Source organism: Peribacillus simplex (assembly GCF_030123325.1).
GTDB classification, from domain to species: domain Bacteria; phylum Bacillota; class Bacilli; order Bacillales; family DSM-1321; genus Peribacillus; species Peribacillus simplex_D.
In genome coordinates this window covers 2,673,948-2,692,648 of record NZ_CP126106.1, presented here as the reverse complement: position 1 = coordinate 2,692,648, position 18,701 = coordinate 2,673,948, and the positions used below count along the sequence as shown (strand labels likewise).

General features: G+C 41.3%; 16 protein-coding genes. 4 read left to right on the top strand and 12 right to left on the bottom strand.

Going from position 1 to position 18,701, the window contains the following annotated elements; all coding sequences use genetic code 11:
- The first annotated feature begins 6 nt into the window (after positions 1 to 6).
- From QNH43_RS12755 to QNH43_RS12745, 3 genes are all read left to right on the top strand, one after another.
- Positions 7 to 1,617, top strand: a complete 1,611-nt coding sequence (locus QNH43_RS12755; RefSeq protein ID WP_283918350.1) for an amidohydrolase — start codon at positions 7 to 9, stop codon at positions 1,615 to 1,617.
- An 87-nt stretch (positions 1,618 to 1,704) separates the two neighbouring features.
- Positions 1,705 to 3,048, top strand: a complete 1,344-nt coding sequence (locus QNH43_RS12750; RefSeq protein ID WP_283918116.1) for an APC family permease — start codon at positions 1,705 to 1,707, stop codon at positions 3,046 to 3,048.
- 43 nt (positions 3,049 to 3,091) lie between these two features.
- Complete coding sequence (locus QNH43_RS12745) at positions 3,092 to 4,723, top strand: amidohydrolase (protein WP_283918115.1); 1,632 nt, start codon at positions 3,092 to 3,094, stop codon at positions 4,721 to 4,723.
- Positions 4,724 to 4,909: 186 nt separating this feature from the next.
- Here QNH43_RS12745 and QNH43_RS12740 read toward each other — a convergent pair whose 3' ends face one another.
- Complete coding sequence (locus tag QNH43_RS12740; RefSeq protein WP_283918114.1) at positions 4,910 to 5,902, bottom strand: D-cysteate sulfo-lyase; 993 nt, start codon at positions 5,900 to 5,902, stop codon at positions 4,910 to 4,912.
- A gap of 340 nt (positions 5,903 to 6,242) precedes the next feature.
- Here QNH43_RS12740 and QNH43_RS12735 point away from each other — a divergent pair, with 340 nt between their 5' ends.
- Complete coding sequence (locus QNH43_RS12735; RefSeq protein ID WP_283918113.1) at positions 6,243 to 6,956, top strand: GntR family transcriptional regulator; 714 nt, start codon at positions 6,243 to 6,245, stop codon at positions 6,954 to 6,956.
- Positions 6,957 to 7,173: 217 nt separating this feature from the next.
- On the opposite strand, the gene QNH43_RS12730 is transcribed toward QNH43_RS12735, so the two are convergent.
- The 11 genes from QNH43_RS12730 to QNH43_RS12680 all read right to left on the bottom strand — a co-directional run bounded on the left by QNH43_RS12730 (position 7,174) and on the right by QNH43_RS12680 (position 18,695).
- Positions 7,174 to 7,782 carry a nucleotidyltransferase family protein gene (locus QNH43_RS12730; protein ID WP_283918112.1) on the bottom strand — a complete coding sequence of 203 codons (609 nt, stop codon included), beginning with the start codon at positions 7,780 to 7,782 and terminating at the stop codon, positions 7,174 to 7,176.
- Positions 7,775 to 8,824 carry an XdhC family protein gene (locus QNH43_RS12725; protein ID WP_283918111.1) on the bottom strand — a complete coding sequence of 350 codons (1,050 nt, stop codon included), beginning with the start codon at positions 8,822 to 8,824 and terminating at the stop codon, positions 7,775 to 7,777. Before QNH43_RS12725 ends, QNH43_RS12730 begins: the two co-directional genes overlap by 8 nt.
- Positions 8,825 to 8,946: 122 nt before the next feature.
- Positions 8,947 to 10,221, bottom strand: a complete 1,275-nt coding sequence (locus QNH43_RS12720; protein ID WP_283918110.1) for an MFS transporter — start codon at positions 10,219 to 10,221, stop codon at positions 8,947 to 8,949.
- A gap of 147 nt (positions 10,222 to 10,368) precedes the next feature.
- Positions 10,369 to 12,747, bottom strand: coding sequence for a xanthine dehydrogenase family protein molybdopterin-binding subunit (locus QNH43_RS12715; protein ID WP_283918109.1), 2,379 nt, complete (start codon positions 12,745 to 12,747; stop codon positions 10,369 to 10,371).
- Between the two features lie 13 nt (positions 12,748 to 12,760).
- A complete protein-coding gene (locus QNH43_RS12710) occupies positions 12,761 to 13,237 on the bottom strand; it encodes a (2Fe-2S)-binding protein (RefSeq protein WP_283918349.1) in 477 nt (158 codons plus the stop codon).
- Positions 13,237 to 14,118 carry an FAD binding domain-containing protein gene (locus tag QNH43_RS12705; RefSeq protein ID WP_283918348.1) on the bottom strand — a complete coding sequence of 294 codons (882 nt, stop codon included), beginning with the start codon at positions 14,116 to 14,118 and terminating at the stop codon, positions 13,237 to 13,239. The genes QNH43_RS12710 and QNH43_RS12705 overlap by 1 nt, the downstream gene beginning before the upstream one ends.
- A gap of 51 nt (positions 14,119 to 14,169) precedes the next feature.
- Positions 14,170 to 14,619: an SRPBCC family protein gene (locus tag QNH43_RS12700; RefSeq protein WP_283918108.1), complete on the bottom strand. Its 450-nt coding sequence runs from the start codon at positions 14,617 to 14,619 to the stop codon at positions 14,170 to 14,172.
- A 412-nt stretch (positions 14,620 to 15,031) separates the two neighbouring features.
- Entirely contained in the window at positions 15,032 to 15,991 is a 960-nt protein-coding gene (locus QNH43_RS12695) for a VOC family protein (protein WP_283918107.1), read from the bottom strand.
- A gap of 40 nt (positions 15,992 to 16,031) precedes the next feature.
- The gene (locus tag QNH43_RS12690; protein WP_241588720.1) at positions 16,032 to 16,820 is read right to left on the bottom strand and encodes an SDR family NAD(P)-dependent oxidoreductase; all 789 of its coding nucleotides are present in this window, start codon (positions 16,818 to 16,820) and stop codon (positions 16,032 to 16,034) included.
- 42 nt (positions 16,821 to 16,862) lie between these two features.
- Positions 16,863 to 17,372, bottom strand: a complete 510-nt coding sequence (locus QNH43_RS12685) for an aromatic-ring-hydroxylating dioxygenase subunit beta (RefSeq protein WP_076371322.1) — start codon at positions 17,370 to 17,372, stop codon at positions 16,863 to 16,865.
- A 21-nt stretch (positions 17,373 to 17,393) separates the two neighbouring features.
- Positions 17,394 to 18,695 (bottom strand): aromatic ring-hydroxylating oxygenase subunit alpha, encoded by a 1,302-nt coding sequence (locus tag QNH43_RS12680; protein WP_283918106.1) that lies wholly within the window; start codon positions 18,693 to 18,695, stop codon positions 17,394 to 17,396.
- Between the last annotated feature and the right edge of the window lie 6 nt (positions 18,696 to 18,701).

Sequence of the window (18,701 nt, the reverse complement as noted above, 5' to 3'; positions counted from 1 at the left end):
TTGATGATGAGTCAACAACTAGCTGACTTAATTATTTCAAGCAATACTGTATTTACAAGTCTTTCCGACCAACCTGAACCCGCTTCCATCGCGATTAAGGACAACAAAATTGTTGCGATTGGTTCTGATGAAGAAATTAAACACTGCGCAGGTGAGCACACGAAAATCTATCAGTTTAAAGACCGATTAATAATGCCGGGATTCCATGATTTCCATCTTCATATTATGAATGGTGCCGTTGCCCTCAATAGTGTCAATCTGTTCGCAGCTCGTTCAGAAGATGATGCGCTGGATATGATTCACGAATTCGCCGAAGCAAAACCAGAAAATCAATGGGTAATCGGATTTACATGGGATGAAGGCTTTTGGGATGCACAGCAACTACCGACTCGCCATTCATTGGATCGCATTCTCTCTAAACGGCCAGCACTCATGTTTCATGCTGAAGGCCATTATGCATGGGTGAATACGAAAGCATTGGAGATTGCAAATATCACTCGTCATTCGGAAAATCCTTCTTATGGCATTATAGGAAGAGATGAAAGTGGAGAACCCAATGGTATTTTATATGAAAAAGCAATGGATGGGGTTGTCCGTCATGCATTTAATTTTTCAAATGCACACAAGAATGAAATCTTCTCTAATTTCTTGGCACACACAGCAAGCTTAGGGGTAACCGCTGCCCATGATTTACATGGTTTAAAAAATATAGAATCTCTTGATGTTTTCAAAGAATTTGAAGACAAAGGTAATTTAACAACCCGTATTCATTTATGGCCTGCTTTAAATGGCAATCTTGAGCACTCCAAACAATTGCGAGAGAAGTATCAATCGGATAAACTCCGTGTGTCAGGACTGAAACAATTCATCGATGGCGTCATTACCGCTCGGACAGCTTATTTACTCGAGCCTTATGCGGATCAACCAGAAACACGCGGTGAGACATCTTTCCCGCCTGAAACGATCAAAAAATGGGTCGTTGATGCAGATAAAGAGGGCTTCAGCATTCGTTTTCATGCGATTGGAGATGGAGCAATTCGACTAGCTTTAGATGCCTATGAGGAAGCGCAAAGGGCAAATGATAGACGAGATTCACGACATGCCGTCGAACACATTGAAGTGATTCATCCAGATGATATTCTTCGTTTCAAAGAGCTTGGTGTAACTGCTTCGATGCAGCCAGATCACTTAGCGATGTCAGAAAGAGGTGTTTACACTGAGCGAATAGGTACTGAACGGGAAACACATGTTTTTCCGATAAATACATTGCAAAAATCCGGAGCGAATTTGGCATTTGGAACGGACTTCCCGATTGATAACCTTAATCCGCTTCTACAAATCTATCGTGCAGTAACGAGATTCGATAGCAGCGGAAATACGATATGGCATCCACATGAGCGCATAACACTTGCCGAAGCATTGAAAGCTTATACGGCCGGACCTGCTTACGGTGCATTTAGAGAGCAGGAATTAGGGACATTGGAAGTAGATAAGCTTGCAGATATTGTAGTCTTGGAACGAAATCTCTTTGAAGTCCCTGTGGAAGAAATACCAGATACAAAGGTACTGTTAACGATTATGGATGGAAAAGTAGTTTATGATAACCTGGGGCAATAATTAAATTAAGCGGCTCGTCAAAGAGCGTCATTATCATGTAGTGTTCACTTATATCGATGCAGCCATTTGAATACGGAGGACTGATATATGAATCATTCAAACACACCAACTCTTAAACGTTCACTTCCATTAAAATATGTTGTGTTTTTTGGCTTGGCCTTTATGGCTCCAACTACTTTGTTTTCAACATATGGAGTAGCTGTTCAAAGCACGGACGGGATGATTACAACTGCTTATATCGTTGCCTTAATCGTTATGTTATTTACGGCTTACAGCTATGCGCAAATGGTAAAAGCCTTTCCAAATGCCGGTGCTGCCTATACGTTTACCCAAAAATCCCTAAGTCCTCACATTGGTTTTCTCGTAGGTTGGACCATCATACTGGATTATATGTTCAGTCCAATGATTAGTGCCCTATTGTTAGGAATTGCAATGAAGGCCTATTTCCCTTTGATTCCTATGTATATTTGGATTATTCTCTTTATCGTCACGGTTACGATTATAAATATTCTTGGTATTAAGATAGCTGCTAAACTTAATATGGGGCTTCTATTCTTGCAATTCGGAACACTTGCGTTGTTCACCATTTTTTCAATAAAGGGTCTTTTAAATGGTCAAGGAGCAGGTACCCTTTTTTCGATACTACCGTTTATCGATTCAAATATAAATATGCAGGGCTTCATGTCCATTATCCCTATTTTATGTTTTTCCTTTTTAGGATTCGATGCAGTGACAACTCTTTCTGAAGAAACGAAAAATCCTCGAAAATCCATACCTAGGGCTATTTATCTTGTAACGATCATTGGTGGATTATATTATTTTATCGGTTCTTACTTTTTACAGCTTGTCTGGCCAGACTACCAATCATTTAAAGACCCGGAATCTGCCTATATGGAAATTGCAATGTATATCGGGGGTAACTTTTTGATTAGTTATATGCTTGCTGAAGGAATCATGTCAAGTTTTTCATCAGCTATTGCGTCAGGAACAAGTGCTTCACGTATTTTATATGCGATGGGACGTGAACGTGTACTTCCTGCCAAAATATTCGGATATCTTTCTCCTAAATATAGTACACCTGTCTTCAACATTATAATTATAGGAGGCGTTGCTTTAAGCGCACTATTCTTAAGGCTTACGACTGCCGTATCACTTATAAATTTTGGTGCATTATTCGCTTTTACTTTCGTTAATCTTTCTGTTATCGCTCACTATTATTTCCGAAAAAAACAGCGTTCCTTAATGGGGACAATTCGTTACCTTATCATTCCGTTAATTGGTGCTTCTTTGACAGGTTTCTTTTGGATAAAGTTAGATATCTATTCGTTAATACTAGGAGGAACTTGGTTTGCGATCGGATTTGTGTACCTTCTAAACCTCACGAAAATGTTTAAACAACCGCCTCCTGAGCTTGCCATTGAACAAGCTTAATAATTTGGAAGCTACTCTATAGGATTGAAAGGAATGTTAGACAATGAATCAACAACTAGCTGATATAATTATTTCAAGTAAGGCTGTATTTACAGGTCTTTCTGATCAACCGGAGCCCGCGTCAATTGCGATTACGGACAACAAAATCATTGCGATTGGTTCTGAGGATGAGATTAAACCTTATTCAGGCGCGAATACGAAAATCTATCAATTTAATGACCAATTAATTATTCCGGGTTTTCATGATTTCCATCTTCACATGATGGATGGAGCCGTTTCGATGAATAGTGCCAATTTATTTTCAGCACGTTCAGAAGAAGAAGCGTTGGAAATGATTCGTAAATTTGCCGCATCTCGCTCGGAAGATCCATGGATAATCGGCGCTTCATGGGATGCAGGATATTGGGATACGCAGCAATTACCGAATCGGCATTCATTGGATCGTATTCTCCCTGATCGTCCGGTGCTTATGTTTCACGCCGAAGGTCATTACGTATGGGTAAATTCAAAGGCACTTGAAATCGCTAATATTACCCGTCATACCGAAAACCCTTCGTATGGAATTATCGGAAAAGACGAAACTGGAGAACCTAATGGTCTTTTATACGAAAAAGCAATGGACGCGGTTATCCTTCATGCCTATGATTTTACAAAAGAACAAAAGAGAGATCTTTTCACGAATTTCCTCGCTCATGCGGCTAGTTTAGGAGTAACTTCCGTCCACGACTTATTCGCGATTGAAGCATTGGAAATGCTTAATGATTATGATGTTTTCAAGGAATTTGAAGACAATGGAGAATTAACAGCCCGTATTCATTTATGGCCAGCTTTAAATGACAATCTTGAACGTGTCAAACAATTAAGGGATACGTATCAATCGGATAAACTTCGTGTGTCAGGACTTAAACAATTCATCGATGGCGTCATTACGGCCCGTACCGCTTACTTACTTGAACCTTATGCTGATCAACCGAAAACTCGCGGTGAATCTTCGTTCCCTCCTGAAACGATCAAAAAATGGGTCGTTGATGCAGATAAAGAAGGCTTTAGCATCCGTTTTCATGCCATTGGCGACGGAGCGGTCCGCCTTGCTTTAGATGCCTATGAGGAAGCCCAAAAAACACACGGTAAACGAGATTCACGTCATTCTGTTGAGCACATTGAAGTGATCCACCCGGATGATGTTCATCGTTTCAAAGAGCTAGGCGTTACTGCCTCAATGCAGCCGGATCACTTTGCGATGTCCGAAAGAGGTGTTTACACCGAGCGAATTGGTAATGAACGGGAAAAACATGTTTTCTCGATTAATACATTGAAAGAAGCGGGAGCGAGATTGGCATTTGGAACGGACTTCCCGATTGATATCCTTAATCCGCTCCTACAAATCTATCGTGCTGTAACGAGAATCGATAGCAGCGGAAAAACGGTATGGCATCCACATGAGCGCATAACACTTGCCGAAGCATTGAAAGCTTATACGGCTGGACCCGCTTACGGTGCATTTAGAGAGCAGGAATTAGGGACATTGGAAGTAGATAAGCTTGCAGACATCATAGTATTAAAACGAAATCTCTTTGAAGTACACGTGGAAGAAATACCAGATACAAAGGTACAGTTAACGATCATGGATGGAAAAGTAGTTTATGATCGTACGACGGCTTTAATCGAAAAGTAACATAATTATTAAAAGAGGATTCTACAACTGTAGAATCCTCTCTGTTGTCCATGGACAATAGTCTATTACGCTAGCACATTGGGAAACCGGTTCTATCATGTGCTATATCCATCCATCGCTGCATCATTACTTGTTGCTTCTTTAAAATACACTCGCTTCCACTTAAACTTTTTTTATAAGCACATCTCAATTAAAGAGAAATGTATTCGCGTATAGCGATGAAGCACCGCCAGAGTGAACAAATAGAATGTTATCCTCAGGCTTAAAGGTGCCTTTTTGTATTAAATCGATGAGTCCCGCTGCCGCTTTACCCGTATATACCGGATCCAGCAAAATCCCTTCCGTTCTTGCCATTAGCTTGACCGCTTCCACCATTTCAGGTGTAGGCAAAGCATAACCCGGACCGACATACTCATCGAAGCACGTAACAGCCTCACGAGGAATTGAATTTGGAATGTCGATGTGTGCTAAAGTTTCGTTAACTAGCTGATAAACTTTCTCTTCTTGTTCAGCTTTTCCTCTGCTTACATTTATTCCGATTACCGATATTCCACTTTGGTTTCCATGAAATCCGGCCGCCAAACCAGCATGCATTCCTCCGCTTCCGCTTACACAAACAACTGCTTTCAAATCAATCCCTTGGTCGAAGGACTGTGCCAAGATCTCCTGTGCACATGCAACATATCCCGTTGCACCAATGACATTGGATCCCCCAACCGGAATGATGTACGGGCTATGTCCAGTCTCTTTTACCCCTTTAGCTATTTTCTGCATTTCCTGCATTAAGTCCGCTCCATTAGGCACTACTTTTATTTGTTCAGCGCCCAATAAATGATAGAGAAAATAGTTACCGTTAAAATCTGGTTCAGCATTTTCAAGACCTTCTTCCAACACAAGAATGCACTTCATTTTCTCTTTAACGGCGGCAGCTAGTGTCAAGCGGCAATGATTGGATTGAATGCCTCCACATGTAATCAACGTATCCGCGCCTTTTTCCAATGCATCTGCAACAAGGAATTCCAGTTTCCTTGTTTTATTTCCCCCAGCAGTCAAACCAAGCATATCATCTCGTTTAATATAAATGGATGGGCCCCCAAGAACTTCAGAAAAATGATCTAATCTTTCAATCGGTGTATATGTCGGTGTATATCGCTTTCTAGGAAATTGTGCTAAATTCATTTATAACTCCTCCTGTATCATCTATGTATATTAAAATAAAGAAAATATCAATCTGATGTTCTCTTTTGTTTAAAATAAGCTTCGGTTTCAATCATAGCATCTTTATGTATTCCAGCAACATGAATCTCACTTCTTCATGTTATCAGTAAAAAAGAAATAATTGTTTCCACATTTTTATATGAACTAAAACTCTAAATCATTTGTTTTGCCAAAACAGCAATGTACCCTCCCCATTGAATTGTATAAATATTTAAAAGTTTGAAGCATTGCAATGACTTCAATCGTTTTTTAAGATAAAATAAATATACTTGTATATAATTGGATTGTAGAAAGGAGCACCATGGAAACCAATCACTATCAATATATTACAGAACAAATAGAACATTATTCTTCTAAGCCCTTAAGGGAAGCTATATTTTTTGTTATAAAAAATGCGATCATTGAAGGGATTTTTTTGCCTGGAGACCGTTTAACGGAAGATGATATCGCTCAACAATTCAATTGTAGCCGTACACCGGTTCGGGAAGCTTTGAGGAAATTGGAACAGGAAAATTTGCTTCAGGTGAAACCTGGTATAGGGATGGTCATATCCAATGTGGATATTGAACTTTTACAGCAGGAATTGGAAATCAGGAAAATGCTCGAAAACTATTCGATACAAAAAGCTTGTGAAGGAATTACGGAAGAGGAATTAAAAAAACTGGAATGGGCAACGGATAAACTGCAACAGGCAATTAATAGTAATGACCGAATAGCGGCAAGCCGTGCAAACATTGAATTTCACCGCTTATTATATTCCTACTCGAGAAATACCTTTCTCCAAAAGACTACGGATTCATTATGGCTTTCTTTTCGAATTTCCTTTTTATCGGCCCGTAATGAGGATGTTACAATGGTTGATAAATCTTGGTATGAGGAACGAAACAACGAGCACTTACAGCTAATCCAGGCCATTCGTGACAAAGATGTAGAAAAAGCAATAAAGGTCAATACGATCCATATCCAAAAAAACTATGATTATTACCTTGATTACATAAAACGTGTTTCCGAATAAAATTAAAGGGTGCCTTATTGCGAGTATTCAGTCCGCAATTGTAGGAACCCTTTTAATATATAACTCTTCAAGGCAGCATTCGAACGATTCGGGGATTATATCGGCCTTCCCTCTCTTTTTCCGGCCGTTCTGCTGCTTTTTCAAACCTTCCAATAATTTATTCGGCAGAACTTAGTATTCCATTCAGGATCATTTATTTCATATCAACTGTTTTGCATCATGAATCCAAATGCAATTTCACTTTTTGGAAATCTTCAGGCGTGTCAATGTCAAATCCCCACATCGAATTGTCAAAAGAAACGGTCTCTGTCACCGCATCATATTTTTTGATGATGCTTTTACCACCTTGATCACCATTTATTGAATGGAATTCATTGAGTAATACTGCATCCACTAGTATCGGATGCCCTACCTCCCCTTTATATTTTGGTCGAACGATCCGCACTCCTTCATCTTTACACTCGATATATTTATCTATTAAAGATTGTATGATGTCACGGGAAATAAGGGGCTGATCCGCAAGGAAGATCATGACTGCATCCACATGTTCTTTGATGGATTGAACTCCAAGTTTTAGAGATGTGGACATTCCATCTGCATAATTCGGATTATGAATAATCTTCAATTCTGGATAGTCTTCACTATGTTGACGGATTTCTTCTATATATTTTCCGGCAACCAAATGGATGGGCTGCATGGTGCTTCCAAGGATTGAATCAATGGCATGACGAAATAGAGGTTGGCCCCGCAAATGAAGTAACAGTTTTGGTTCACCCATTCGGATCGACATGCCTGCCGCAAGTATGATCGCTCCTATTTCAGGCATGAATCTTCACTTTACCATGCAAAGGTGCAGGAAATCTTCCATTTCTAATAGACATCAATTCCGACACAATACTTAGTGCAACTTCTTCCATCGTTTCAGCACCGATATCCAAACCAATTGGTGAGTGGATTGGACCGCTGTTGAAGCCTTCTCCAATTGTATTAAGCATTTCCGTTGTACGGGAGATTGGGCCAAGCACCCCAATATATCGTGGGTCACTTTTCAAAGCCACTTGTAGGGTTTTCTCATCTAATGACTGGCTATGATTCATGACTACCCACCATGATCCAGTAAATTCAGAAGGTTCTATTTCATCAGGGCATTTTTGCAAATTAGAAGCCAATGGAAACAAGCGATCATTATTGAAATTCTTCCGTGAATCCAAAACCGTTACGGAAAACCCAGCTTTTGCTGCCAATTCGACAACTGGAACAGCATCCATGCCAGCACCGGCAATAATCAATTGTTCACTGGGCTTAATAGCATCGATTAGATATCGTTTCCCCTCCAGATTCACCAATTCTGCCCGAGTTTGTGTATCCATTACCATCCTTGCTTTTTCAACGACTTCAGATGGCACACTTCCATGATTTCCAATGAGGTTACCATATTTATCGACGATTAAACCTTTACCGGAGGATACATCCAATATCATGGTGAATTTCTGACCTTTCTGGACAATCTGATTTGTCATCATCCAGAATTCGTCATCTGGCTCAATAGGGAGGATAAATATATCCAATTTACCTTTGCAACCTATTCCCAACCCCCAAATTTCATTCTCGCTCAAGTCATATTGGTGTGTAACGCAAGTGTTAGTTTCCAAAGCTTTTTCCGCCCAGCCATATAAATCGCTTTCCAGACATCCGCCACTTATCGTGCCAAACATACGGCCGTCCGATGCCATCATCATTTTTGCACCTGGAAGTCTATATGCGGAACCCTTGACACCTATCTGCATGACCATTGCTGCTTTTTCGTGCCGCTCCCATGCGAAACTTATATTTTCCAACACGTCTTTTAATTCTTGTAACCTTGACATCCTTAACCCCCTCCTCTAAATCTGATATTCACATATTTGGAAGCAGAAAAAGGGAGACAAACGGAAAATGCCGTATTTGTCTCTCTTCCCTTTATTCATTTTCAATGATTTAAATCAGAGCACTAATATCCTTTTCTGACTAAGAAAACACTTAAGAAAAGGGAGAGGGCAACAAAACATAAAAGGGCAATAAACCCGCCATTATATGAACCGCTCATTTGACTGAATAAACCGACAACCATGGGTCCAAGAGCTGCAATTAAATAAGATACACAGCCGAAAACCCCACTGATGCTCCCCATTACCCCGGGTGATGCGACACGGTGAAGCATGGTCATGGTAAGCGCAGCTGGCATAAACAAAAGACCAATCAATAAAATGCTCAAGACGGCAGCAACTGTGCTGTTAGCAGTGAAAAGGGAGAAAAGCATGAAAATGATGATAAGCCCACTTGCACCGCCTACAAAAATCGCCCTCTTCATGAATCGATCGGAAAGAAACCCAGCCACCACTTGTACAACAATCGCTAATGCGAATCCACCGGCATTTATTACAGCGGAATTTACAAAAGCAATCCCTTTTTCTTCTGTCAAATAACTTGGTAAAAAGGTCGAAATCCCATAATAGGCAATGGAAATGCAAGAATAAACAATCGTTAATATCCAGAACATCGGACTCGCAAGAACCGCTTTAACGTTATCTTTACTTGCTGTTGGAATTCCCCCCACTTTTTGATTACTTTGAATATAGTTTAATTCCATTGAATTAACCGCATAATGCTTAGCCGGATTATCTCTTGTCATGATCAAGAATAAAATCAAACAAACGACAGATAATGCCGCAAGGATGAAGTAGCTTTCCCGCCAGCCGTATGTGGAGGCTATGATTGCTATTAGCGGAAGCCCAAGAACCGGTCCTATCGCATTTCCGTTATACCAAGTTGTCTGTGCCTTTGCTTGCTCATTCTGCGGGAACCAGCTTGAGGTCAATTTCAATGCCATTGGATACAGGACTCCTTCACCGATTCCCAATATGGCCCTGGACCATAAAATCGCACTGATGGAATCGGCCATTCCACCTAAAACCATCGCAAATGCCCACAGAGCGATGCCGATGAAACCGCTGCGCAGTGCACCTATCTTATCAACGATGAAGCCCCAAGCCAATTGACCAAAAGCATAAGTCACTAAAAATATGCTGCTAAGTGTTCCTTTCACTAAATTACCATCAATGCCCAAATCAGTTAGAAAAGGCTTGTTGGCAAGCAAAATATTAATATTTGCCTTATCCATCATGGAAACAGTGAAAAGAACGAGCAAAGGAAAAGCCGTGAAGAACCAACGGGTATTCGTCATTTTGCCCGATGGATCATGCAGTTGTGGATTTAAATTATTCAAACAAATCAGCCCCTATTATCATGAAAATTTTCGTAACTAGTGTAATCCCCTATTTACACCTTCCATTTTCATGCTCGTCTGTCGTTCTGTCATGGTATAGGGTATAATCCATCAACAATGAATTCTGAACTGCTAAAAACGAATTTATTAACTTATTTCGATTTTGAACTTTTTCCTTTCCGCTTCCTTAATCCAATTACGGAGTCTGCTTGGGCTAATGGGTAATTGATTGATCGTGATTTCTAAAGGATCGAGCGCATCAACAACCGCATTCGCAATGGCTGCAGGCGGGGAAATGGCTCCACCTTCACCTACTCCCTTGATGCCAAGTGGATTTCTGGTAGAGAGAAATTCTTGATGGGACTTTTCTACAGTCGGGATTTCCATGGAAGTCGGCAATAAATAATCCATATAAGATCCGGTCAAAAGTTGGCCTTTCTCATCGTAAACGACTTCTTCATATAGAGCTGCACCAACTCCCTGGGCTATGCCACCCTGCACTTGACCATCCACGATCATTGGATTGATGACCTTTCCTGCGTCATGAACCACACTATAACCTTTCAACTCGACAAAACCTGTTTCCTTATCCACTTCCACCAAGGCTATGTGGACGGACGATGAAAAGGTAACAGTGGGCGGAACGAAGTAATGTGTGACTTGCAGGCCTGGCTCCATTCCAACAGGCACCTTGCATCTGTTTCCTGGACGTGCCGCTTTAGCAATTTCCTTATAGGTCACACATTTTTCAGGGTTGTTCTTAACAAAGGCTTTGCCATTTTCGATTTGTAAATCAGAGGATTCAACTTCAAGCATGGCAGCTGCGACGGCCAATACTTTTCCCCTTAATTTCGCTGAAGCAATTTGAATGGCCGAACCAGCATTCACTGCACTCCGGCTTGCATATGTTCCGGCCCCAAAGGCCAAGTTCATTGTATCCCCGACCCTTATGGTAATTTCATTTGGGCTAAGCATTAATTCATCCGCACAAATTTGGGAGAATACCGTTTCGTGACCCTGCCCCTGCGGAGATGATCCAAGGTATGCCACGACCTGACCGCTACCATCAATCGTGACATAGGCGCTTTCGAATGGACCAGCACCGGTTCCTTCTACATAAGTGGAAATGCCGACACCGACTAGCTTTCCTTGCTTCTTCAACTCTTTTTGCCGCTCTCTAAATCCTTCGTAATCAACCATTTTCAAACCTTGATCCAATGCGGCCGGATAGTCCCCGCTATCGTAAATCAGCTTTGCACCATCTTTAACCAATATCCCTTGGTCATAAGGCATATCCTCCGCTTGAATCATGTTCTTTCGCATTACTTCCACTGGATCTTTTTTCAACCTTCTAGCGACCATATCGATAATTCGATCCATTACGAAAACGACCTCTGGTCTTCCTGCCCCCCGGAATGGAACATTCGGTGTTTTATTCGTTAAGACAATCTGGCAAGTAACATCATAGTTTGGAATCTTGTATGCTCCCCTTAAATGGTAGGCACTATTGTAGGCACATGTTAATCCAAAATAATTTACAGCACCACTATCTATAATGAAGTGATCTTTAATTCCCAAAATAGTTCCATCCAAGTTATAAGCAACCTCAACATCATGGATTTGATCCCGTGAATGGCGGGAACTTGTCATATGTTCTAGACGGTCTTCAATCCACTTGACAGGTCTCTTCAATAACTTCGAAAGATATGGAACTAGGATTTCTTCTGGGTGAACCCCACCTTTTGGGCCGAAACCACCACCTACGTCAGGTGCGGTCACCCTGATTTGCTGTTCAACCAAATCCAATGATCTAGCAATATATGTTCTAACCTCAAAAGGAAGTTGAGTGGAAGAATAAACATGAAATTGATCTGTACGGTTTTCATAGGTGGAAACGACCCCCCTCGTTTCGAGCGGGTTGGAAGAAACTCTAGGCGTTTGGATTCTTGCCTTGAGAATATGATCTGCATCATTAAGCGACTGTACAGCATTTCCAGTCGTAAGATGGAAGTCTGACTGGACGTTATTCTGTAAATGCTCTTGAATCAATGGTGCGCCTTTTTCCAATGACTTGAATGGATCGACAACCACCGGTAACGTTTCATATTCCACTTTTATTAAATCTGCTGCATCTTCGGCCACATACCTGTTATCTGCAACGACAACTGCAATGGGTTGCCCTACATACATCACCTTACTCTTTGCCAGGACATCTTCATAACAATAATGGATAGTGGGATTGATCGCTTCCTCTAGATTGGGAGGCAAAGCACAATGTGATTCAAATTGGACAAGAGGCTTTATGATTCCATCTATATCCATTGCTGTGAGAATGGCATGCACCCCTTCCAATGCCTGGGCTTCGGAGATATCAATCCCTTTGATTGCGGCATGTGCATGTGTGCTTCGGACAAAGACCGCTTCAACCATATTTGTCATTCGGATATCTCCAACGAATTGCCCTGTACCTGTAACCAAACGATAATCTTCCCTCCGCTTAACACTTTGGCCAACGTATTTTGTCATGCCTGCTCCCTCCTTAATTGGACACAGTTTGCGCAGCCTGCTTCACAGCTTTAATAATGTTGGAGTAACCGGTGCATCGACATAAATTTCCTGAAATGCATTTTCTTATTTCTTCTTCACCTGGATTCAAATTATCTTCTAGGAGCCTTGAAACAGTCATCAAAAAGCCCGGTGTACAAAACCCGCATTGCAGGGCATGATTATCCGAAAATGCTTGCTGTAGGTGATTAAGCTTCCCATTCTCCTGGATAAGTGACTCCACCGTCTTGACTTCACATCCATCCGCTTGGACTGCAAGCATTAAACATGAGCGGACTGGATCACCGTTAACATGGATTGTACAAGCTCCGCAAACTCCATGTTCACAGCCAATATGTGTTCCAGTAAGGAACAGGCTCTCCCTGATAAAATCCGATAATAGCAATCTAGAGTCTACTTCCCTCGATATAGCTAGTCCGTTTACTTTTAGATTTATCTTCACTCCATCCATCACATCACCCTGCCCCCTTGTGCACGAATGGTCGCTTGCTTTAAGGCCCGGATGACCATCGTACCAGATAGTTCCCTTCTATATTCAGCTGTACCATGGAGATCGGATTCAGGTTCGATCATCTCCATTGTTAAAACACTCGCATCCTTATAAATCTCCTCAGTCGGTTCCTTTCCAACCAAAAGCCTTTCCACATCCCCTAAAGCTGTAGGAACGGAATTCACGCCACCTATGGCTAATTTAACCTCAGAAAAACTTCCATTTTCACTTAGATCAACTACTGCAGCCACCTCGACCAAACCAAAATCCCCATGCCTTCTGGCCACTTCAACAAATGCCGATCCACTAGTCGGCTTTAATATCGGGAACCGAATCTCTTTAACCAATTGATCCGGCTGTAAGGATGTAAGCATATAGGTAAGGAAGAACTCTTCAGGGCTTACTATTTCTTCGCCGTTTACATCGGCGATGACTACTTCTCCTCTTAAAGCGGTTAAAACGCATGGTAGCTCCGCAGATGGATCACCATGGGCGATACTGCCACCAACAGTTCCCCGATTGCGTATTTGTTCATGGCCTACCCACCGTATCGCTTCCGATAACAATGGACACTTCTTCTTAACCAACTCTGATTTTTCTATTTCCCTGTGTTTCGTCAAAGCACCGATGACCAGTGATTCACCTTCTTCTTGTATATAGCTCAACCCCTCAGCCCTGCCTATATCAATAAGGTACTTTGGCGTTGAAAGTCTCATATTCAATAATGGGATCAAACTTTGTCCGCCGGATAAAATCTTCGCATCTTCCCCGTATTCTGATAAATAGTGCACAGCTTCTTCCAAACTCGAAGGCCGAAGGTAATTAAACTTAGCTGGTTTGATAGGAACCCCTCCATTCGAGATACACCGTTTAAATGGTTTGAATGACCGGCATTAAATTCTTTGATGAGTTTTTAACTGTCTCTCCATATCTTTAAAGAATTTACCTGCCATGAATTTTGCAATACCACCAATAACCCTGCTTCCCACACTAGCGATCATTCCACCAATATCTGCGTTGCATTCCCAAATCAATTGACAACCATCACCATCAGGAATGATTTTACAGTCCATTTCAGCAGAAACAAAACCTGGCTTCCCGCTGCCTTCAGCATTTAAAATATACTGATAAGGCACTTCCAAATCCTTCAATTTCACCTTTCCCGTGTAGTCACCTTTTACAGCTGCAACACCAAGCTTAAGTTCAACATCATATTCGCCAGCTGCAACCAATGAAAGGTCTTGACATCCTGGAATGGCATTCTTGAGCAATTCCGGATTATGCATGGCTTCCCAAATCACTTCTGCGCTATAATCAAATTTTATTTTTCCGGATATCTCCATTTTTCCAGCCCCCAATTTTACAATTTTTTTTAACCTCTTGCTCCCTAGAAAAAATGACATTTTCACCTGCATACATGTATACACCTTAGCTTAAAAAATTCCCAAGCCAATAACTACCTTTAATAATATTTATATTCCGAATTATTTGTCAATTATTTTTTCCTGTTTTTTTGTTAAATTTGTCACTATTATGCCAACCGTACAAGGCCATGGTTGAAGTCCCCTTCCTGCCCATTGCCTTGTATATGCTTTTTACGGTTTCACTAGTCCAGTAAGTTAATCAGTTTATTAGGAGGGAAAATGGCTAGGTTTTCGATTAATGACCACTGGAGTTCATTATTCCTAAATATGTAAGTTCCAAGCACTCTGACATTTGTATCCGGAAACCTCTTGATGTTCCATAATTACTTGTTTACTCATCAAAACGTTCTAACAATTCAATAATTACTTTATAGGTCGATGTTGTATCCATATAGGCATATCGGCCTTTTCCGTTAAAAAAGTTACCTGTCTGTATGACCGGATAGCCCATTTCTTCTAACATCTTCATTTTATCCTCCATGTCTTTAACGACAAAAGAGATATGGTGAACGCCCTCACCATATGTTTCAAGATGATCTTTCCACGTACTAGGTGATTCTCCCGGTTCGATCAATTCAATTTGAATCAACGGGGTATCGATGAACATATATTTTGATTTTCCTTCAGTGGGCTTCCCTTTGTAGATCACGTTTGTAATATCGGTTGAACCAGAATGAATGATGGGAGGTTTTTCTATCCCCAACAACTTACAATATGCATCTGCAGCCGCATCCAGGTCGTTTACAACTAAGGCAAGCTGTTCCACTTTGTTAGTCCCTAATAGCGGCTGAACGCTTGCATCTTCCGGTTTCTCCCATGCCGTTTTTCTTGGCTCTGCACTTTCAAGCAGTTCAACTAATGTTTTGTGATCATCCAGTGTATCCACATATACATATCGGCCGTCACTTGAAGTGAATTCACCCGTTTGCAAAGCTGGATATCCGCTATTCTCCATGATTGGCAGCCTCTTTTGGATAGAGTCTACATCAAAAGCTATATGGTGGATCCCTTCACCTACTTCATCCAGGAACTCACGCATCGTTCCTGGATTTTTATCGGGTTCTATTAGTTCAAATTGGACGGTTGGTGTATTCAGAAAAGCCAGTTTGGATTGTGATTCCGTTGGTACACCTCTAAAAGTGACTTTCGAAACAGAACTGTCACCGGTTAGAAATGGTTCTGCCTTCTTTATCCCCAGCAGTCTTGTGAAATCTATATTTGCAGCCTCAATATCTTTTACAACAAATGCGAGTTGATTAATATTCCTATTGCCCAATAGTGATTCAGCCATCCTTATAAACCTTCTTCCCATAGTTTATTTTGTAATGAACTCAACCCAGACCGCGAACTGACAACCCTCCATCACTGGAGATGACTTCGCCGGTAATTGCACGCGCTGCGTCCGATGCTAACAGGACATATGCAGCTACATGATCTTCGGGCATCTGTGCAAGCTGAAGAGGGTTTCTTTTTTTAATGCTGTTAGCCTTCGTTTCATTATCGACTATTTTAACGAATGGACGTAGGGGAGGGATGACCGATAATGCTGTCAGAGTGCCACCAGGCGCTACAGCATTCACCCTGATGTTAGGAGCGAGTTCAAAGGCAAGTTGGCGCATCAGCCCTATTTGGGCATGCTTGCTTGCCGTGTACCACACCCCGCCGCCATCCGGATAAAAACTGGCACCGGATACGGTGAAAATAATATTGCCATTCGATTTTTGCAATTCTTCAAGAGCGGCTTTAGCACCGAAGAAAGATCCTTTAACGTTAATATCGATCAGAAAATCATATGCTTCGGAAAGTGCATCGGGAGTTACGTCGGCGAATTTAGCAAATCCATCAAAGACACCTGCATTAGCAACGAAAACGTCCAGCTTTCCAAATTGCTCGACTGTGGCCTGTACAGCCCTCTCATTGTCTTCATATTTGCTTACATCGCCTTGGTTAATGAGAATCTCTTCACCAAATTCCTCTTTCATTTTCTTTAGCGTTTCGATCGAGCGTCCGATGATGCTGACTTTTGCCCCTTCTTGTATAAAACGTCTAGTGACAGCCTCTCCGATACCTGAATTGCCCCCGGTAATCAACACTACTTTATCCTTTAACGCCATTGCCATTGGAACCAGCCTCCTCGTTATCTCTTTTTATCCAAGTCAATATTATACGAAGATAGCAAGATTTCTGGTATTTATCGTTGATTGATCAACAATGAATATCCTTTTGGAAAGTTTCCACTTACCTTCTTCGAAAATGAATTCATCATTTCGTTCCCCCGAAATCAAATCATGTTGAATATCCGTGCTGCGGCTTCGATAGATAAGCAGATAGCTCTTGACGACTGCCTTTTCACCTTCAACATAGTCTTTAACACGTACATTAGAGACAAAACGCCGTGTTCTTGACGGCGGTATTTCCGCCCAAGCATAATCCGTTTTCAAACGATCCACGCGCAGTTTAAGCAGCTCAATATCATCATTAAATGTAAACATTTCCGTTGAATAATCCGGGCGTTCCACACCTTCTTTATTTACACGTACAGGCATTTGATAACGCAAGCTGGAGTGCATTAAATCGAACCAATCATCAAATTCAATATCATCCAATAGTTGAGCTTCATCATACAGCCACTGTTCAAATTCACATTTGAGCAACATTTTCTCCACATTCATTTCCGTTCCCCCTCCCGCTTATCATTTCGTCATTAATTCAAGCCAGTACTTGTAAAAATTCCTTTGGCTCGCTTCAGTGAATTTATCATCATAAGCAACACCAGGTCCTATAAAATCAACTGGTTCACGATGAAGCCCCATTGTATAATTGTAGGTTAAATTCTTTAGGAAAGGCATTGGGCCTTGGGCTGCTTCAGTAATATCCGTAAACACTTCCGTATCATCCTGTTCGAAAATACCTGATGGGCTAAAGGTCAATATAAATGAATCTCTTGATCTATCTTTCCAATCTTGGGAAGCGTTCTTTTCCACGAGCATCCAAGCGATCACTTCCATTTTATTGTGACCGATTGGCCGCCACATCCTAATTGAAGTGTTGGATATGAATTGGTCTTTGATTTTTGTATGGGATATTAAAAATGATAAGTTGGGGAAAACGTTCCCAATCATATTCTTCAAGTTTGATAACACTCCATATTGTTCTTCAGACAAATTAGTTTTAAATTCATCTTTCAATTCTTCCGGGAAAGCGAAGTCTGGGTTAGGTGTCCCTAAGTTCAGTCCATGCCCGTTATCCGTATGGATTTGAAAACCACGCTTTGAATAGGTAGCATTGGGCACCATGCCCAGTTTGGCAATGGATCCGTGTGTGACCATCGTATGATAGGAATCACCAACAAAGTTATCGGAACCAACCTTCCAGTTTGAATTGACAACGAATCTTTGCGGGACCCCGATTACTTCCATTTCTGCACGACCTACGAGTATATCCAAATACCATTTAATGTCTCCAAGAAACTCTTCAAGCGGCTCTGCATCTTCATTCCAAGTTCCAAATAAAAGACCTTTATAGGATTCAAGCTTCACTTTGTGAAGGCCCATTTCCGCCCGGTCAAGATTGCCCCCATATATGTCCTTTTGTAATGGCACCCCTACAAGCTCACCAGTGTTTTTGAAATTAAACCCATGGTAGGGACACGTAAATAATGACTTGTTCCCTTTATCTGCACGGCATAGTTTCATTCCGCGATGTGTGCACATATTATAAAACGCCCTGATTTCCCCTTCTGCATCACGAGTGATGATGAGCGAGTAGCCAGCCAGTTCACGGGTCATGAAGTCTCCTTTGTTGGGTACTTCAGAATCATGACCTATAAAAACCCATGTTTTCAAAAACACTTTTTCATGTTCTATATCATAAACCTTTGGGTCTCCAAGGAGGTATGCAGGTATAGCGCCTTCCTCTGGTTTAACCGTTTCGGTCAGATAGTTAATAACTTGCTGTTTCGACATTTCATCTAAGGATTTATCAGTTTTAAGCATACTTTT

Coding starts and splice junctions, on each gene's coding strand:
- QNH43_RS12735 (WP_283918113.1), top strand. CDS start 6,243: ATGGAAACCAATCACTATCAATATATTACAGAACAAATAGAACATTAT.
- QNH43_RS12710 (WP_283918349.1), bottom strand. CDS start 13,237: ATGGATGGAGTGAAGATAAATCTAAAAGTAAACGGACTAGCTATATCG.
- QNH43_RS12715 (WP_283918109.1), bottom strand. CDS start 12,747: ATGACAAAATACGTTGGCCAAAGTGTTAAGCGGAGGGAAGATTATCGT.
- QNH43_RS12690 (WP_241588720.1), bottom strand. CDS start 16,820: ATGGCAATGGCGTTAAAGGATAAAGTAGTGTTGATTACCGGGGGCAAT.
- QNH43_RS12695 (WP_283918107.1), bottom strand. CDS start 15,991: ATGGCTGAATCACTATTGGGCAATAGGAATATTAATCAACTCGCATTT.
- QNH43_RS12740 (WP_283918114.1), bottom strand. CDS start 5,902: ATGAATTTAGCACAATTTCCTAGAAAGCGATATACACCGACATATACA.
- QNH43_RS12725 (WP_283918111.1), bottom strand. CDS start 8,824: ATGTCAAGGTTACAAGAATTAAAAGACGTGTTGGAAAATATAAGTTTC.
- QNH43_RS12745 (WP_283918115.1), top strand. CDS start 3,092: ATGAATCAACAACTAGCTGATATAATTATTTCAAGTAAGGCTGTATTT.
- QNH43_RS12700 (WP_283918108.1), bottom strand. CDS start 14,619: ATGGAGATATCCGGAAAAATAAAATTTGATTATAGCGCAGAAGTGATT.
- QNH43_RS12680 (WP_283918106.1), bottom strand. CDS start 18,695: ATGCTTAAAACTGATAAATCCTTAGATGAAATGTCGAAACAGCAAGTT.
- QNH43_RS12750 (WP_283918116.1), top strand. CDS start 1,705: ATGAATCATTCAAACACACCAACTCTTAAACGTTCACTTCCATTAAAA.
- QNH43_RS12755 (WP_283918350.1), top strand. CDS start 7: ATGAGTCAACAACTAGCTGACTTAATTATTTCAAGCAATACTGTATTT.
- QNH43_RS12730 (WP_283918112.1), bottom strand. CDS start 7,782: ATGCCTGAAATAGGAGCGATCATACTTGCGGCAGGCATGTCGATCCGA.
- QNH43_RS12685 (WP_076371322.1), bottom strand. CDS start 17,372: ATGAATGTGGAGAAAATGTTGCTCAAATGTGAATTTGAACAGTGGCTG.